The following is an 18,168-nucleotide window of genomic DNA, read 5'->3' on the forward strand; positions in this document are numbered from 1 at the left end:
TGCCCCCTAAATCTCCTCCCCACCATGCCTTCCAATACCTACCTCATCGCCGCTACCCGCACCCCCCTCGGACGCTTTGGCGGCAGTCTTTCTAGCCTTTCTCCGGCAGAACTGGGAGCGCAGGCAATTCAGGCAGTGCTGACCCAAGCTAATGTTCCAGTGGAGGCGATCGATTGCTACATCTTGGGCAACGTGCTGCGGGCAGGACACGGACAGCATATTCCCCGGCAGGCGGCTCTCAAAGCGGGCATTCCCCCGGAAGTCAATGGGTATGCGATCGACATGGTGTGTTCCTCTGGCATGATGAGTTTGCTCAACGCCACGATGATGATTCAAACGGGTCAGGCAGATCTGGTGCTGGCAGGAGGCATTGAGTCGATGTCTCAAGCAGGTTTTTTCCTGTCGCATCGCGCTCGCTGGGGCTATAAAACCTTGCTGGGTGCGCCAGAATCGCTGTCTGATATTTTGCTGCTCGACGGACTGACTGATGCCACGCGAGGAGAAGGCATGGGCGAACAGGCAGAACGATTGACCGCATTCTATGGATTTAGCCGTGCGGCACTCGACGAGGTTGCGTTTCACTCTCATCAGCGAGCGGTAGCGGCTCAGGCGCGAGGCACTTTTCAGCGAGAAATTGCCCCGGTTACAGTACAGAGCAAGCAGATCCTCCAGACGATCGATCAAGATGAGGGCATTCGTCCTGATACAACGCTGGAAAGTTTGGCACGGCTGCGTCCTGCCTTTCAGCCAGCAGGGGTACTCACTGCCGGAAATAGCAGTCAGCTTACAGACGGTGCGGCGGTGTTGCTGCTTGCTAGCCCATCTGCGATCGATCGCTACGGGCTAAAACCGATCGCTAGAGTGCTGGGTGGCACAATGGCCGGAGGCGAGTCCTGGCGATTTCCCGAAGTTTCAGTCTGGGCAGTAAAGAAGCTGCTGGATCAAATCAATATGACGATCGCGGACATTGATTTATTTGAAAATAATGAAGCCTTTGCAGTCAGCAGTTTACTGTTTCACCATCTATTAAAAATTTCTCCTGAACAGCTCAACGTGAACGGCGGAGCGATCGCTTTAGGACATCCGATCGGTGCATCAGGAGCCAGAATCGTGGTGACGCTATTAAACGCGCTACAGGAACGCAATCAACAATTCGGCATTGCATCAATTTGTCATGGAACAGGAGGCGGAACGGCGGTCGGGGTGGAGCGGGTGTAGGGAAGTCATTTAGAATTTCAAATGGACACCGCCCGAATTGATATGAGGATGAGCAGAAGGACGGATGGCAGCGGAAAGGGAAAGCGGGACGATCGAAGCAAGTTTGAAAAAGCCTGAATTTTAGCAGCGATAGGAATTCGATCTATGCGTGTTGGTCTTGGTGGGGCAGGAACTTTCTTGGTTTATTTCATTTATACAGCCGTGATTTTGTCGATCGGCAGCTCGGTTGTGTTTCAGCTCAGCCGGGAAAGCGGCATTCCGCAGCAGATTGCGATCGTGGGCGGCGTGATTGTGGGGGCGATCGGCTCTTACTTTAACCGAACCGTGATTCGCCCGATCGCCGCTGATGATGAACAGACGCTTCTGAATCAGGTGAACAGAGGGCTGACCGGGTTGGGCTATCAGCAGGTTGAGCAGATTGACGACGAAGTGTTTGTGTTTCAAAAAGTGGTGCGTCAATGGCTATCGAGCAAGGTGTATGTGCGCGTTCAGCCCCAGCAGGTCACGATCGCCGGACGGGTTTCCCAGGTGCAAAAGCTTCAGGAACAGCTCAATACGGGCGAACTGAGCCAGGCGAGCTAAACAGGCAAGTGAGAGCCAAAATCGATTACCAGGGCAACGGGCTGCCGTCCCAGGAAAAAAACTGACCGCTATGTTCGGGCTGCAAGGTGCTGATCACGCTGAGAAGCTGGCTCACTGTGCGATCGACGCTAAACAGTTTCTCAGGCGGCACATTGCGCTGAAAGGGTTTCGAGAGCTGTGTGTCGGTTGTGCCCGGATGCAGCATGACCACGATCGTCTTCGGACTTTTGCGGCTATATTCGATCGCTGCCGTTTTCATCAGCATATTCAGTGCCGCCTTAGAAGCTCGATAGCCATACCAGCCACCGAGTTGATTGTCGCCGATGCTGCCAACCTTAGCAGAGATACTGGCGAAGATGCTGGTTTCGCTATGCTTCAAAAGCGGCAACAGATGTTTTGCCAGCAAAATTGCCCCGATACTATTGACCTGAAAATAGCGCAGCATCGGTTCTGCTTTAATTTGCTGAAGTCCTTTTTCAGGCTGAATCTCGTCATCGTGTAAAAGTCCGACGCAATAAATGACGAAATGTAGTTGATTCACCTGCGATCGGATTTGCTGAACGGCTGCGGCAATCTGTTCTTCGTCGGTAATATCCATTGCAACAAGCGTCAGACGACCCGGAAATTGCTGAGCGAGCTGACTGAGTTCCGGCGTAGCAGGTTCGCGATGGGCGGCAAAAATGCGATGCGAAGCAGTTCCCCCGGCGGGGTAATCGACCCGTTCATCCTGAAGCAGCTTTTGCACGAATCCCAACCCGATGCCGCGATTTGCGCCCACAATCAGCGCATTGATCGATCGCACGTCTGCCAATCCTGCCATGTTCACCTTTTTATCCACTGAGACTATTATCGCTGATAAGAAATGGGGCTGCGTTTTAAAGTCCCCCACAACCGGGTGCCAGAAGGGGATATAACGGAGGCAATGCCAGACATTTGCTATTTTTTGTCTAACCTTTAATCAATCCTCAAGGGGAATGCAAAAGCGGTCAAGCAGAGTTAAAAACTTCCCCGATTTTCCCCGATCGCTAATTAGAGTAATGGCTATCTCCCCTCGGTCTTCCCGCAGGCCCTCCTCTATCAATCTGTAAATCTCAATCTGCGAATCTCAACCTGCAAATCTCAACCTGCCAAATCTCAATCTGTGAAGTCTTTTCGAACGATGACTGGCACACGATGACTGGCATCAGTAGACTGGGCTAGACTTGCTAAGGGCATCATTTCTCAGGGCATTATTTAGCTTCAAAAATATGGGTGCTTACGGCTAGCACTGTTATCTAATAGAACATTATCGAATAGAACATCAGCTCAATTGGAAGGATTGACATGATTACACTCGCACGTCTCACCCGGAAATGGGTAGTGCTTTCATCCCTGTGTGGGCTTGGCTTGACAGTGACCGCTCCGATCGCTCAGGCACAGTTATCAACACCCACGCCGCAAGTGCAGCCCTCGTCTAGCCCCCCAGCGCAATTGTCACCCGTGCCCCAAGCGGGAAGCACTCTGTACGATCGCGCTCAGCAGGAGCTACCTAGCGATATGTATGTGCTTTATCGAGTGGTAGAACGCATTGCGCGGGCAAATGGATTAGATGCCAGTCCCTGGAGAGTCGAGATCGTGCCTACCTACGACAACTATGCCTTTGCCGCTCAACCCAATCTGGTTGCAGTGCATCGGGGTTTGTTAGACCAACTCGCAGGAGATTCTTCGGCGATCGCTTGCATTGTGGGGCGAGAGATGGGGCATAACGTCAAACGCCACCTTGCCCTGGGTGAGGAGCAACGAGCAGAACAGCAAGCGCAACTGGCAGAACAGCTTAGCCAGCAGGCCGTAGCCCAAAGCCAGGAAATGGCAGACCAAGCCAGAAATGCGGCGACAGCAGGAAGTGTTTTAGGAACCTTAGGCGGCTTTTTGGGCATCCTTGGTCCGGTAGGGGCGATCGGCGGTAGCGTGTTGGGTACTGTTGCAGGAGCAGCGATCGACGGCCCTGAAGACACTACCGAGGAGATGATGGAAGACTATAACAACCAAATCGCTCAACTGGATGAAAAGCTAGATGCCGCAGCTCGGCAGCAGGAATTTGAAGCCGATGAAGCCGGCTATCTCTACGCGACGCAGGCAGGCTTTGAGCCAGAAGGGTGCCTCAGGGCAATGACAGTGTTAGAGCGTATCCCCGGTGCAGAGCCTAACCCCGACCAGCCGTCGATGCCCGATCGCAGGATCGCGATGCAGCAGTTAATGACCGAGCGTCCCGCAGACAGTCTAGTCTCCACGGGTGACGCTAAACTCACCTTGACCCAGCCACTCGCCTACGAGGGTTTGTCGAGAGATGGGAACTCCCTACGCGTGGCTCCCCGATCCGGTGGGTCTAGCGATATCGATCGCATTTTGGGTAGATAGTGGTCACTGGGTGAATTAACTGGGTGAATTGAAGCGATCGCTCAGAGGTGTCAATCCGTTCAACTTTCTTGGGCTAACCGGTTTTCATTCTGATTTTCGTTCTGACGAAGCTGGTCGTGCCTGTTTTCTGATCGTACCTGCCTTACTGATCGAGAAAATCGTACAGAATCTCGTCGGGTTCCTCTTCGATCTCTTCGTAGGCGAGCGGCTGCACTTTGCCGTTTGGCTGAATCACCCAGCCCAAATTTTGCCCAAACGAAACCACTTCGGCATCCTGAGCCGTTCCCCCAACCGGATAATGAGAAGTCGATCGACCCTCTGGCGGTTGCTTCGCAGTTTCTGGAAAAGAGAATTGGCGTTCTGGCTCCAGAAAGCTTTGCAGCACTTCGTCCGGTTCATCTTCGATGTCGTCTGAGATGTCGGCGATCGGGGGGCGGGGCAGCGAATGACCTTCCAGACGGTTCAGGCGATCGCTCAATAGGGTCAGTAGTGCCTCTGTGCGGGCAAGCCGCGCTTCGATCGGGCTGGAATTTTCTTTTAGTGATGGTTTTGAGGCATTAGATTGACTCGCAAAGTAGTCTGAAAGCGCGATCAGCACTGCCTCTTGGATCGATGCCAGGTTACGCGACTGCCGCAGAGTTTCCAGGCGATCGAGCAAAGGTTGAGGCAGTAGAACCGCAATGGCAGAAAGGTCAGAAGTCATGGGTTTCAGGCGTATTTTTCTGGAGGGATCATCCCTTCACCTTAGCAGACCGCTTCTCCGGCAAATTACGGAGCGGAATCGCACGTCCTTCGTAAAATTGCCGCTTCAGTCGGTTTAAGCCCAGCCAACCCAGACCCACCAATCCGCCCACGCCAACAGAAACTGCTACCGGAATTGCTGCCGATTGATTCAGCAGAACTGCAAGCAAAGGCGTTCCCAGCCAAACAATCGCTCCTAGAAACAGGATTACCGTCTGGATTTGCTCAATCCTGCTGAGGGCAGTTCGGCAGCTCTGGCAGTGCTGGGTATGAGAATGATAGCGATCGAGCAGAATTTCTTTTGAAAGGGGTGGCGTGAGACGATCGCCCGGAAAGGGATCAGCCTGAAACTGATTCACCCACTGCCGTAGCGCAGATACAAAGGCATCGGCTTTCGTGGGCAAGTAGAATGCCTTACTCACATTCGCCCCGCCCCCCATTTGTTCCAGATAGCGTTCCTGATGATGCAGAAAAATCTGGTCGTCTTCCAGTACGCTGTTTTGCCCAATGTGAGAATACCAACGCGGCGTGAGTCGAATTGCCAGAGCCGGAATTTTAGACGAGAACTTGAACGGAAAACGCGCAAACACGCGACATTCCCCTTTGCGAATCGGCGTCGCGTAAACCACCGTCATGGTGCGCCCAAACTGTTTCGAGGTCAGGTCATGCCACATAAAATTGGGAGCAACAAAACGGCTCGTCTGTCGTCCCAGCGTGCCCCGACGCGGACCTTCTTCCCAGACTCCAGAAAACCCTTGCTTGCCTGATTCGACCACTTCCAGTTCAACCGAACTAGCATTGCTGCGGTTGCCGACCGATCGATGATGGGTAAACGGCACATGGCTTGAATCCAGTACGTTTTCCAGCAGCGTCAGGGCATCATAGGGCAGATCGCGAAAGGTGTTGAGGCAAACCCATTCATCGGGCGATTCTGCCATCGCGTCAATTAGAGGGACTTTTACTCGATCAGCATTTTCCGCTTTGCCCGGATATACAAACAGCAACCCCTGCTGCACCGTTGCTGGAAACGATCGCACACAGGCACGCTTCGATGTTTCTGCCGATCCACCTGCGGGCTGCTGCGGAATACGATCGCATGCGCCTTCTGCCGTAAATGCCCAACCGTGGTAAGGGCACTCCAGCAAGCCATCGTCCGCAATTCTGCCTTCGGAAAGGGGCGCGAGACGGTGGGGGCATTTGTCTTCTAAGACGCACCAGGATTCGGTTTTACTATCCCACCAGATCACCAGATCCAGGTCGAGCAGGGTAAACGGCGTGGGCTGGGTTTTATCCAGATCTTCGATATAGAAAATCGGATGCCATGCCTCAAACCAGTCGAAGCAATTGGGGTCGGTTCCACCCGCAGGTAGACTTGACTGAGCGATTTGATTGCGGGAATCAAGCGCTTGAAATGCGATCGACGTTTCCATACGTTTCCCCTTACTCTTTTCGAATCACTGTTCTCGAATCAGACGATCAAGTCGCTATTCTCAAATCAGACGATTGATTCTAATCTAGCAAATATGAAGGAATGTTAAGGAGTGCGGTTGCCCTCCGCAAATTCACGGTAGATTCACGGCAAAGTCAAGGGTGACGAATCTGCCGATACCGCGCCTCGATCAGCGAGTAAATGCTGTAGGCAATGAACCCCAGCGCCACAATGCCCAAAAGCCAGGGTCCGAAGGGTTGCGCTGCCAAAGCTGCCAATGCTCCGCCTAATCCTCTCGCTTCGTTTGCATTTTGACGTAGAGCCGCCAGCGTCAGGAATAAGCCAATGATGCCGAATACAATCCCCCGCGCTGCGATACCAAACTGACCAAGCCGCTTAGTCCACTGCCGCTCGCTTTCGCTCATCAGGTTCAGGTTGAAATGACGCTGAAATTTGGCTATGAATGCCTCATACAAGTAAGCAAGCCCGACGCCAATTACGACCAGTCCTGCCAGTCCAACCAACCACCGCCCAAAGGGTTGCGCCATAAAGCGGGCTGTCCAGTCCTGGGTTGAGTCACCGCCACTGGTGGGATTTCCCATAATCAGCTTGATCGCAGTCAATGCCAAACCACTGTAGGTGAGCGCGCTCAATCCGTAGCCAATGCGCTGCGCGATTTGTTTTGCTTTGGTTGGTTCGCCTGCGTGTTCAGGATCAAAAATGGTTTGGACGAGTCGCCAGAGCGCATATCCGATTAGCCCGATCGTCACCAGTGCCAGCAGAAATTTGCCAAATGGTTGGGTCACGATCGTAGACAGTGCGCCGCTGGAGTCGGTCGTTTTGCCCCCGGTGCCAAAAGCTGCCTGAGCTGCCAGCAAACCCACCACAAAGTACACAATGCCTTTTGCCGCAAACCCCAATCGAGCCAGTTTTTCAATCCACGGATGGGATGCTGCCCGTCTTGCAGGCTGCTCAAGGTTGGAGAGGGGACTGTTGTGGCGAGCCATTTTAGTTTCTCAAGATAATGCTGGTGGATTGCGGCACGACAGCGTATTGGCTGATTTCAACCTGCTGAAATCAAGTTTTAACGGGTTACGCAATTAATGCTTAGCCTACAAATCTCGTAAGAAGTTTGCGTCTGCGAAAGGGTAGAACTTTTTGAGCAAGGATTTGAGCAAGGGGAAGTTGGACGATTTTTTTCCAAATGTTTTCCCAATGGAAATTTCGGGGCGATCATCCTTAATCATCCGGCATTGCTGAATGGAAATCGGATTCTCAGATAGGGAGTTCTGCGCCAGGGGTGGTTTGCAAACGACCCTTACAGAATTCATATCCCTTGATTTACTCAATCACATCAACGTACTGCATGAAATTGAGCATCAGGTTTTGGGGATCAGATTGCTGAGGATTTCGCTTAGTTCTCCAGTATGTTTCCAGCCGCCGCTGAGCTTCGCGTGTTCGGGCATTGGCTCAAACAAATTGCCTTCCGAGGGAATCATGGGCTGATCGGTCAGGTGGTTTTTATCGACTTGCTCTGCCATCATCCGCTCATAAAGGTCAGGGGTGAGGGTGCTTTGCAGTGCCATCAAATAGCCGACTGTGCCGACGATTACTTCTCGCTGCGGATTTTTCACCAGACCCATGATCGCGTCCGCCACATCATCTGCGGCATAAACCGGATCCATTGCCTTGACTTTGCGCCCGGTGTAGTTCGCAGCCTGCTGAAAGATGGGCGTGTCGATTGTCGCAGGCAGAACCGTACAGACATGGATATTGGAGGCGTTGTCAAGGTGAAGCTCCATTCGCAGACATTCTGCCATCGCCCGGATGCCGTGCTTCGAGATTACATAGGCACTGGTGTAGGGCTGTGCGCCTAATCCCACGATCGAGGCAACGTTGATCAAATTGCCGCTGCCCTGCTGCCGAAACTGTTTCATTGCCGCCCGTGCTCCGTAAATATAGCCAAACAAGTTGGTTTCGATTACGCGCCGAAACGCATCTTCGGGAGCATCTTCGAATTTGGCGAATAGGGAAACGGCAGCATTGTTCACCCAGACATCGATTTGCCCAAAGGTGTCGATCGCTCTTTGCGCTAAAGCTTGTACTTGGTCTTCCTGCGTCACGTCGGTTGGCACTACGATCGCCGTTGCTCCCGCTGCCTGACAGGTTTCTGCGACTTCTTGCAGCGCGGCTTCCCGTCTAGCGGCTAAAACGAGCCTGGCTTGCTGCTGGGCAAACATCAATGCCGTCGCACGTCCAATGCCGCTCGATGCCCCGGTAATGACAATGACTGATTCTCGAATCGATCGCATTGCTTCTTGCTAACTCCCATTCATCAATTCGCGTTGCCTGGTTCAATCATGCCGCAGCTGATTCAGTCAACAATCTTGCTCGATCGCTGTTTTTATCTGACAAGACTAATACTAATCGTTGTCCAGCAATCTTGCTTCTGCTTCTGTCTCAAGGAAGACTCTTAGAACCTGCTTGAGAAGTTATGTTGATAGCCTAAACCTCAATACCCAGGGAGAACAAAGCTTTTTCCTGGCTTCAAAACCCTGCAGAATTGGGGAATTGAGGGATCAATCCAGGGCATCTACTCCTCTCTAAATCAGTTCCTCTCTAAATCAGTTCCTAGAAAATGTAGAGTTGTTCATAATTTCATCCGGATTTCATTTGGGCATTTTTCAATAGCCTTATCGCTTCTCGAATAACCTGTTGCCTGCAAAACATTGTTCGCAATGCATTTGCAATACATTGGTTCTGTAGACTTTGCCACTGCTGTCGTGTCAGTTAAAGCCTTGCACTACTTGGTGTTCTGCAACACATACTAACTCATAATTCAGTTCACTTGTCATTCATTGGAATAAAGCAAAAAAGAATAGAGCAAAAAAAACACAGGAGCATCTACGCTGTTTTCATTTTTTTAACTCTCCTTGAAATGGTATGAATTGAGCTACTGGAATTTACGTTTTTGCTAAGTTTTTGCGTAGCTTAATACCCTTCTCGAATTAATACCCTTCTCAAACGTCCTCAAAGTAAAATCTACCTTCTTAACTATGCAGATGCGTCAAACTTCTTCACTGAAAAGTCGCTTATTTCATGGGCTAATGTTTGGGGTTGCCGTAATTGCACGACTATGGCGAGCTGTGCGTCAAAAACTCAAACTAATGTTCTTTTATCAGCGCGGCAAGATAATACATTTATTCAAAGAGAATACGCAGCCTATCGCCTATCGTCCTAAAGTGCTGGTGGGGATCGCTCATATTGTTTCTCCTGAAGAAGCATGCGATCGTCAAAGGGGAGCTGCAAAAATTGAACGTTTTAGAAAAGCGTTAGATGGGCTATTTGACAGCTTCTCCCATTGCGATCTAGAGATCCTGGTGCAAACTTTACCAGGACGAAGCATTATTCATTTTCTGCCGCAATACCAGCAGCAGCGTATCCACGTCGAAGACCAACAAACCTGTGACTCTTATTATGTTCCCTACAGTGTCCAGGACAAGCTCATTGCTCGAAGATCTGAGTCTTTTGATTGGTTCTTATACATCGAGGATGATATTGTCATTCACGACAGTTCTTTCCTGGAAAAAATCATTCGCTTCAATCAACATTGCCCTGATCCACGGGGAATTTTATATCCGAATCGCTATGAGATGTACGAAGGAACCAAGCGGTATATCGACCTAACCATTGGAGAGACGATCGCATGGGATCGGCTATCCACTTTTGAAATTGATGGCCTTAAATACGCTGAGTGCGAAAATCCTCATGCTGCCCTTTACTGCCTCAGTGCGGAACAGTTAAATCAGTGGGCACAATCGAGCCGAGATTGGCAACATAAAGACTTTATGGTTGGTCCCCTGGAGTGTGCAGCCACCTTCTCTTTGCTGGAATACTTTATTATTTACAAACCCCATCCTCAAAATATGTACTACCTTGAGGTTGAACACTACGACACGAAATACTCTCAGCTTTGTCCAGCTCTTAACTCTCCTTACACCGTATCGTCTGTTCGCGGTGTGCTGAGTCCTGGCAAATAGGAAGTCTAGTGTCTGGGTTTTTCTTCACTAACACTGAGCCGCCTCAGCCGTTCTTTTGCGTTCTAATCATTCCTAGCTCCTCGGCAATCTTGGCTCCTTAAAAATTGCTATCAGGCTCAAAACTATCCAGGCTCAAAATCGGGTCAGAGCGGGTGCGATTCCTCCTTTGAAGAACTGTGGAGCAATCCGTTCTCCGTACGGGGTATGATAAAGATTAAGAATTTGTAACAGGCGAGGCAGGCAGAGATGGTGGAGCGTCCAATCAAAAAATCGGAACGGCAGGCAGCCGCAGCCGAAGGCGGAGAATCAACTGAGACCCAAATGGTTGAGACCCAAACGGTTGAGACCCGAACGGTTCGCCCGCAGCCCAAACCTAAAGGAGAGCGATCGAATCGAGATGGAGACCAAGAAAATGGCGGGCGGGACAATCGCTCCGGTGGTCGTGAGCAGCGCGGCAAAGGTCGCGGTAAGGGTGGTCGGGGCGATCGGGAAGCTCCGGCTCCAGTCAACATGGCATTTGTGCGTGGTCCCAAACCCGTGAAGCCTGTTGTGAAGGAAGAAGAACCTGCGATCGAGGAATTGGCTGAAGCAGCGGAAACGACCGAAGAAGCCGCTGAGACTGCCGAAGCCACCGAAGCTTAGCGTATCTGAGCCAGGAGAAGCAGCCTAACTGGGAGGACAGACGACGGCTTTGACTCAATTGCGTCTTAATAGTCGCAGGATGTTCTCCCAAATGTTGTTTACCTCTCCCCAAACATCTTGAACCTCCACTCCAAAACCAAACTGCAACACCAGCACAATTAGAACAATCCCGATCGCCGTTGTGATGGCAGCCCGCACCACCTTCAGCAGGAAGCCAATCAGCAGAAACAAAATGACGATCGCGCCAACGAACAGAATGGTGTTCATGCAGAAACGGGACTCAGCAATCTTCTAACATAGCGGAGTTTGCCGGATTCGTTAATTCTCGTTTTTTATTGAGAGACAACATCCCGCAGAAGTATCCCGCAGAAATGTTCGTCAGCCGGATTCATTTAACGCAAGTGCTTAACTGCTAACGGCTGAGAACTTCCTCTGAATTGTAAAGCTCTGGTTGCTGAAACGACTGGCGAGCAATTTCAAATTCAGTTCTCAGTGCCTTGCGATCGCCTTGTGCCACGAGCTTAGACAGGCGATCGGAAGTGTTCACCAATCGCTGAATCGCATCGCCACAATCCTGAGAAGCCAGCATCAGCTCTAGCGATAAAAAATCGTCTTGAGCAAACAGGCGGCGAATGCTGTCAATCACTGACCGATATAAGGGAGTGGCAAAATCGAGACTATCTTCAATGTCGATGCCTTCCTCTGCCAGAAACACGCCCAGACTGAACGTGGAAAAATGTCGAATTGCCTGCACCACTATCATCATGCGATCGTGTTCTTCGGGCGTACAAGTTACAATGCGACCCGCTTCTGCTTCAACCAGGTCAAAAAACCACTGAAGGGCTTCTGGTTGCCGTCCGGGACACACCACCATTGTTTGAGACTGAAACGAGGCAGTGCCAAACCCAAACATCGGATGCAGCCCCACTACTGGTCCCGCATGATGCTCTAGCATCGCCTGCAGAAACGGAGCCTTGACACTGGTAATATCTGCCAACACGGTGGTTGGAGCCAGATAAGGAACGACTTTTTGAATCACCGCGATCGTCGCTTGTAAGGGAACGCAAAGCAACACCAAATCTGCTCCGTCTAACAGAGCCTCTGCGCGATGCCAGTCATTTTGTTCCAAAATCTGAACCCGGTGCCCCGCAGCCGTGAGCCGCTCCACAAAGAAACGTCCCATCGTGCCCCGTCCCCCTACAACGGTGATCGTTCGCACTAGTTCAAGCCGCCGACGTTTTTGAGGTGTATTCATAGAAATACCGTTTGAGAATAACGCTGCCGTCAACGGAATCCTGGGACAAGGAGCGCTGATTCGCCTCGCTCCCAGGATCAAATGCGATCGACCTTATCGAGTTGCCGGGATTGCTACTTGATTTGCTTCAACGTTCTGAGCAGCGCTCGGTAGCTCGATCGCAGGGGGCTGCCAATCCGCAGGCATTTTCGAGAAGGCTGTGAAAATGGCAGGCTGTCCCTGTGCCATCGCTTCCTCGATTTGGCGATAAAATCCCTTCCCTGCCTTTTGCGAGAAGGTGACTTCAAGCTCTTCTTTCATACTTTTGGGACGCTGGACATATTCTGCAAAAGAATTTTCGACCGGGCTGAGTTGGGAATATCCCTTACAAAAAAGCTGCTTGAGTAACCCGTAGGAATCACGCTTAGAAATCGGTTCGCCTAAGATCTCGCAGCCATACTGCTGTAACCGCTCGGCGAAGCTGTCCAGGTTATTGGTGTCGTAGGCAACGTGCTGAATACTGTGATCCCCATGCTTTTCAGCAAATAATGTCACTTGAGACTTTTCTTCGCGATCGATGCCTTCCACCAGTGCGATCCCAAACGTCCCGTAATCAATACACCACAGCTTCATGCTGCTTCTAGGATTACTGGGATCAACATCGTCAATTCGAGTAATCAGTTTTCCACCTTCAACTTCAATGTGAAACCATGCCCACTTTTCAATCATTCCGCTCGCGCAGGCATAGGTTACATGATCAACTTTCACTAAATGGCTCATTTTTTCTGCTCTATTTTGTTGATTAATGGTGAACTTACATGATTCGTTTGGGCTGTCAGAGAGTTTGGGCTATTCAGCAATGGTTTGAATCTGCACAATCTAAACCTGCTTGATTCGATCGAGCCTTATTCAGGCAATGAACTCTGTAAAGATACACCTTGAAAAATTTGGCAATTTCCGGTTCTAAGTAGGGCGATTGCTTCCTGCGTGGGTGCATTCGGGGCAGCAATGAGACTTTGCCTTACACAGGGCTTCTACCCCTATACTCTGTTCTCAGCGGATTGGCTACAGTGACCCCTACTGCCCTGAAGCCAAGAACCTAATTCAGCGATATCAATTGCAAATACAGGGATTGACGAATCGAAGTAAAGAGTTTGGGAAAGACAACTAATGACAAAGACAAACCAAATTAGCTTTACTTCAAAGGATTCCCTCTGTCCTTATGAATTCCTTGTAGACCATAAGCAATTTAATCTCAGGAAATCTCAAAAAATTCGGGAATGCGTATTCGCGTCTATCCGTAGGCTGATTTGCTATGTGTAAATCTTAGAAAGAGGTTCTCTAAAGCACCAGTGGTTACACGGAAACTTTATAGCCGAGGCTCAACCTGTGAAGTTGAGGTTAAACTGCGAGGTGTGGTTTTCCCGGAGAGGGCTACTCAAAACAGGTTGGCTGGAACTTTAGTCACTCACTAATGTGATTTAAATTCTATTACTTTCTGACACAGGGTTCGGAAGCTCTGAGGGGATTAGCGCGATTGGGTTCAGTTGCCCATTTCCTTTTTAATCTTCCTTGAAACGGAGTCTCCATCCGGATTTTACTTTGTCAAAGATATCAGCGGAATCCACATTCTTTTGTGCATCCTCCCAAGACTCTTCAAGCTCGCTTTAAGAAACAGAGATTTTAGAATGTAAAAATCGATACATTCACTGAGCAAACGGCAGAGAAATGTTCAGGGTGAGGAGAAATTTTGCAAAAGCCGTGATACGGCCGCGAACTCACTGAGCCACAGTCCTCTAGAGCTTAAAGAGCGTGTTAAGTAGTACTGCATCATCGGTAATTCATACTTATCTAAATAAATGACAGCCATTTGTAGAACCTGGAAGGCTCCACCAAGTGCCTCATTTCAAGGAGTTCTGCTAATTGCTTCAGGCATAGCCCCCAAAAACCCTATGTATCCTTTCCGTAAACTTGCGGTTGGTAGCTAGACGCTCATCAGTACAGCGTGCTAATAATCTTACAAAAGATACGGAAATTCCCGTATTGAGATTACATCTACGTCAGTTTCATTTATTCCCTGTGATTTAAGCTACAAATAAGGATTTATGAGCAGTAATCGCCTCGACGAGACATTGGCAACGCCTGCACCGGATTCAGAAACTGTAATGGGCTTGGAAGCACAAAATTGCTCTCCGACGGCAACTGCTCAAGGCACATCGATCGCCTCTTCATCCACTCACCCGCATGACCACGGACTGAGCAATGAGGAAGTATCAATTTTGCAACTGCCCAGCGATTTTGCAAAAACTCCGGCTACTTGTTATCAACCGGGATACCATTCCTTTGTCTTCTCTGAGGATTGGAATCGATTGCTAGTCACCGAGAATCAAACAGAGCCAATCGATGAAAAACCGCTTATCCTGACTGCGTTCAAAGTACTGCTTGCTCGCTACACTCAGCAAGAAACGATCGCGGTGGGCGTCAATTTGGTTGATATCCATGCGGATGCGATTCACATCAACGCCAGCTCTCAAACTTGCAGCCAAATCGTGATCGAGCAATCGGCTCAGACGCTGATGCAGCAGAGTTCTGCAATCCTTGAACAAAATGCTGCGGCAGGGCAGACAGGTTTAGCACGATCGCAGTGCCCGGTTGCCCTTACCTTTTTAAGCGGCGATTGTCCGTTTGAGACGCCTGACCACGGCATAACCTGGCTCCAGAACCACAGTCACGAATTCAATGACAATGCAGATCTGCACTTGGTCGTTGTGCCATCAGAGCAGGGTGTAGCAGGCATTTGGCTCTATAACGCAAACTTGTTTTTGCCGGAAACCGTGCAGCGTCTGTGCGGTCACTTTCAGACCGTCCTGACTGGAATTCAACAATCGCCCGCCTGCCCCATCTCACAGCTTCCCTTGCTGACCGCTGCCGAACAGCATCAGCTCTTAGTAGAATGGCGTGGTGCAACGGCTGATTATCCGCAGGTTCCCGTGTATCGGACGATCGAGTCTTTTGCACAGGAGACACCTGAGGCGATCGCGCTGCGTTTTCAGGATCAATCGCTTACTTATGCCGCTCTGAACGAACGTGCAAATCAGCTTGCCCATTATCTCAATCATTTAGGCGTAGCGGCGGGCGATCGCGTTGCGGTTTTCATTCAGCCCTGTTTAGAGATTGGCACTGCTTTACTGGGAATTTTCAAAGCGGGCGGAGTTTATGTTCCCCTCGACCCGACCCATCCGGCAGAACGGCTTGCAGTCATTCTCGAAGATACGCAGGCGAAAGTAATTCTGACTCAATCCAGCCTGTTGCCTCATCTGCCAGAATCGACAGCTCATGTGATTTGTTTTGACCAAAGTGAGGAAACAATTCGCGCTTTTCCGGCACACCCTCTTCAGAACGGGGTTGACCTGGATCAGACCGCGTATATTATTTACACCTCTGGCACGACTGGAAAACCCAAAGGTGTCATGGCAAGTCACCGGAATTTAATCAACTACATTCTGGCAACTCAAGAAAAACTTGGATTTAATCAGCAGGATGTTATCCCTGCGATCGCCCGTTTTACGTTTAGTATTTCTTTGTTTGAACTGCTCTCGCCGCTCGTTACAGGCGGAACGCTGGTTGTTTTAGAACGGGAACATATTTTAGATTTTCCCCGGCTCGCTGAAACGCTGGAACAATTAACAATGCTGCATACGGTTCCGAGCTTAATGCGGAGACTGGTGAATTACATCCAGGAACAAGGACTAGACATCCAGAAATTTCACAAAGTAAAACATGTATTTACAGGCGGCGATATTGTTCCTGCTGATTTGCTAGAAGACTTAAAAAAAGTTTTTGCCAATGCCAGCGTCGGCGTTTTGTATGGCTGTAGTGAAGTGAGTTCTCTCTGCGCCACATTTCCTGTACCCCGTGACCAAACGATCGCGAAAAGTCGGGTGGGTAAACCGTTTAACAATGTTGTGATTCGTCTTTATGATGCTCAGCAGAACTTAGTGCCGATCGGCGTTCCCGGTGAAATTTATGTCGGGGGTGCAGGCGTCACGCAGGGTTATTTAAATCGCGCAGAATTAACTCAGGAGAAGTTTGTCGCGATCGATGGACACAAGTTTTATCGAACGGGCGATCTAGGACGCTTTGGAGCCGATGGCAATCTGGAATTTCTGGGTCGAGCAGATTTTCAAATCAAACTGCGCGGAATTCGGATTGAACTGGGCGATATTGAGTCGATGCTGCGTCGATTACCCGGTGTCAAGGATGGCGTGGTTGCTGCTCATGATTTGGGCAGTGGGGAAAAGAGCCTGGTTGCCTACATCGTGCTAGATGCAGGTTTAGTCGGGGAGCAGCCTCAGACTGCCGTGATTGGCGAAATCCGGGAATTCCTGGCGACCCAACTGCCCGACTATATGCTGCCTGCCGCCTACATTGTGCTTGAGGCGATGCCCCTGAATGCGAATCAGAAAGTCGATCGCCGCGCGTTACCTTTGCCCTCACCAGAAAATCTAGCAGGTTCTCGTCCCTTTCTTGCCCCGCGCAATGCGGTAGAACAACAGCTTGCAGATTTGTGGCAGGCAATGCTGGGAATTCAACGCATCAGCGTTCAAGACAATTTCTTTGAACTCGGTGGAGATTCGCTGCTGGCGGTTGCCTTGGTGACTCAAATTGAAGCCAAACTGGGTAAAAAGCTTCCCGTAAGTGCCTTTGTGACGGCTCCGACGATCGCTCAACTGGCAGCCTCGTTGAGTTCTACCCAAGAGCTGGAAATTCAAAACTCCCTGGTGCTGCTGCGGGAAGGTGGATCTGAGCCGCCCATCTTCTTTATTCATGATGGAGATGGAGAAATTCTGCTCTATCGCAACCTGGCTCATTGCCTCAAACCAGGGCATCCGGTGTATGGCATTCAGCCCTATAGCAGCAAAGGGCATTCGGTTCTGCATACCCGCTTTACGGATATGGCAGCCTACTACGTGAAGCAGATTCGAGCAATTCAGCCAGAGGGTCCGTATTTTCTCAGTGGCTTATGCGTTGGCGGAATTTTAGCGTTTGAAATGGCGTTGCAGTTGCAGCAGCAGGGACAAACGATCGGCATGGTGGGACTAATCGATGCAGCCGATGTCGCCGCAGCAAAGCGATCGGGGGTTATTGCCAGTCGGCGGCTCAACAGTTTGTCTCAATCATTTGGCAAACATCAACACCTGGATCGAAAGCAACGTCTGCTTCGGGGAATGCTTGCGCTGGCAAAGAAGAGCCGCAATGTGCTTGCCTACGAAGTCGAATCTAGAATTAATCAAACCAGCAATACCCTGAAGGTCAAACTGCTCAGACATTGTCTCGATCGCGGCATGAAATTACCCGAATGTTTGCAGCCGCTTTCGCCACGAACCGTGTTTCAATTTGCTGGAAAAGATTACATTCCCCAGAAGCAATATCAGGGCGAAGTCTTGCTCTTCCGGGCGACCCAAAAAAGCGATGCGTTTGCAGGCACGTTGATCGATGACACGCCCTATTCCGAGTTGTTTAGCGATCCGCTCTTGGGTTGGGAACAGCGCGTGACAAATGGAGTAAAGGCGTATGATATTCCCGGCGGACATTCCAGCATGCTGCAACAGCCTAATGTGCAGGTTATGGCAGAAACAATGCAGGCATATATTGATGCAGCCATTAATGCAGCGATCACCCATCCGTCTCATCAACTTGTAAAAGAGCAATCTGAAGACGCTTCAGAGAATGCGATCGGAGAAGGAGAAATAGAATATTCCCTTGCATCTTAGAGAATCTGGGGCAAAGCAGCAAATCTGAGCAGGCAGTTCAGGTCACCCCATTCACACTCGTCTCATTCACACTCCCCCCATTCGCACTTGCCCCATTCGCACTGTTCAAAC

The 18,168-nt window shown here is 50.3% G+C and carries 14 protein-coding genes; 6 read left to right on the forward strand and 8 right to left on the reverse strand.

Annotated features, from left to right (window positions below; all coding sequences use genetic code 11):
- Positions 1 to 24: 24 nt before the first annotated feature.
- Both NDA02_RS00785 and NDA02_RS00790 read left to right on the forward strand, forming a co-directional pair.
- Complete coding sequence (locus tag NDA02_RS00785; protein ID WP_190791462.1) at positions 25 to 1,218, forward strand: thiolase family protein; 1,194 nt, start codon at positions 25 to 27, stop codon at positions 1,216 to 1,218.
- Positions 1,219 to 1,362: 144 nt separating this feature from the next.
- Positions 1,363 to 1,800: a hypothetical protein gene (locus NDA02_RS00790; RefSeq protein WP_190791463.1), complete on the forward strand. Its 438-nt coding sequence runs from the start codon at positions 1,363 to 1,365 to the stop codon at positions 1,798 to 1,800.
- A 25-nt stretch (positions 1,801 to 1,825) separates the two neighbouring features.
- Here the strand turns inward: NDA02_RS00790 and NDA02_RS00795 are convergent, their stop codons facing one another.
- Positions 1,826 to 2,620 carry an SDR family NAD(P)-dependent oxidoreductase gene (locus NDA02_RS00795; protein WP_190791474.1) on the reverse strand — a complete coding sequence of 265 codons (795 nt, stop codon included), beginning with the start codon at positions 2,618 to 2,620 and terminating at the stop codon, positions 1,826 to 1,828.
- 503 nt (positions 2,621 to 3,123) lie between these two features.
- Between NDA02_RS00795 and NDA02_RS00800 the strand changes: the two genes are divergently transcribed.
- On the forward strand, positions 3,124 to 4,197 hold the full coding sequence (locus NDA02_RS00800; protein ID WP_348254272.1) for a M48 family metalloprotease: 1,074 nt from the start codon (positions 3,124 to 3,126) through the stop codon (positions 4,195 to 4,197).
- 142 nt (positions 4,198 to 4,339) lie between these two features.
- On the opposite strand, the gene NDA02_RS00805 is transcribed toward NDA02_RS00800, so the two are convergent.
- From NDA02_RS00805 to NDA02_RS00820, 4 genes are all read right to left on the reverse strand, one after another.
- Positions 4,340 to 4,900: a hypothetical protein gene (locus NDA02_RS00805; protein ID WP_190791465.1), complete on the reverse strand. Its 561-nt coding sequence runs from the start codon at positions 4,898 to 4,900 to the stop codon at positions 4,340 to 4,342.
- A 28-nt stretch (positions 4,901 to 4,928) separates the two neighbouring features.
- Entirely contained in the window at positions 4,929 to 6,368 is a 1,440-nt protein-coding gene (locus NDA02_RS00810; protein ID WP_190791466.1) for a Rieske 2Fe-2S domain-containing protein, read from the reverse strand.
- A 154-nt stretch (positions 6,369 to 6,522) separates the two neighbouring features.
- Complete coding sequence (locus NDA02_RS00815) at positions 6,523 to 7,374, reverse strand: DUF1206 domain-containing protein (RefSeq protein WP_190791467.1); 852 nt, start codon at positions 7,372 to 7,374, stop codon at positions 6,523 to 6,525.
- Positions 7,375 to 7,746: 372 nt separating this feature from the next.
- Complete coding sequence (locus NDA02_RS00820) at positions 7,747 to 8,679, reverse strand: SDR family oxidoreductase (RefSeq protein ID WP_190791468.1); 933 nt, start codon at positions 8,677 to 8,679, stop codon at positions 7,747 to 7,749.
- 750 nt (positions 8,680 to 9,429) lie between these two features.
- Here NDA02_RS00820 and NDA02_RS00825 point away from each other — a divergent pair.
- Together NDA02_RS00825 and NDA02_RS00830 are read left to right on the forward strand one after the other, a co-directional pair.
- Complete coding sequence (locus tag NDA02_RS00825; protein WP_190791469.1) at positions 9,430 to 10,407, forward strand: hypothetical protein; 978 nt, start codon at positions 9,430 to 9,432, stop codon at positions 10,405 to 10,407.
- 246 nt (positions 10,408 to 10,653) lie between these two features.
- Positions 10,654 to 11,049, forward strand: coding sequence for a hypothetical protein (locus NDA02_RS00830; protein ID WP_190791470.1), 396 nt, complete (start codon positions 10,654 to 10,656; stop codon positions 11,047 to 11,049).
- A gap of 54 nt (positions 11,050 to 11,103) precedes the next feature.
- Here NDA02_RS00830 and NDA02_RS00835 read toward each other — a convergent pair whose 3' ends face one another.
- The 3 genes from NDA02_RS00835 to NDA02_RS00845 all read right to left on the reverse strand — a co-directional run bounded on the left by NDA02_RS00835 (position 11,104) and on the right by NDA02_RS00845 (position 13,063).
- Complete coding sequence (locus NDA02_RS00835; protein WP_190791471.1) at positions 11,104 to 11,316, reverse strand: hypothetical protein; 213 nt, start codon at positions 11,314 to 11,316, stop codon at positions 11,104 to 11,106.
- 145 nt (positions 11,317 to 11,461) lie between these two features.
- Positions 11,462 to 12,304 carry a prephenate dehydrogenase/arogenate dehydrogenase family protein gene (locus NDA02_RS00840; RefSeq protein WP_190791472.1) on the reverse strand — a complete coding sequence of 281 codons (843 nt, stop codon included), beginning with the start codon at positions 12,302 to 12,304 and terminating at the stop codon, positions 11,462 to 11,464.
- Positions 12,305 to 12,397: 93 nt separating this feature from the next.
- Positions 12,398 to 13,063: a hypothetical protein gene (locus NDA02_RS00845; RefSeq protein WP_190791473.1), complete on the reverse strand. Its 666-nt coding sequence runs from the start codon at positions 13,061 to 13,063 to the stop codon at positions 12,398 to 12,400.
- Positions 13,064 to 14,388: 1,325 nt separating this feature from the next.
- Between NDA02_RS00845 and NDA02_RS00850 the strand changes: the two genes are divergently transcribed.
- Positions 14,389 to 18,057, forward strand: a complete 3,669-nt coding sequence (locus NDA02_RS00850; RefSeq protein ID WP_190790064.1) for an amino acid adenylation domain-containing protein — start codon at positions 14,389 to 14,391, stop codon at positions 18,055 to 18,057.
- Positions 18,058 to 18,168: the final 111 nt, after the last annotated feature.

This window comes from Leptolyngbya sp. ST-U4 (assembly GCF_039962215.1).
GTDB lineage: Bacteria > Cyanobacteriota > Cyanobacteriia > Elainellales > Elainellaceae > Leptolyngbya_A.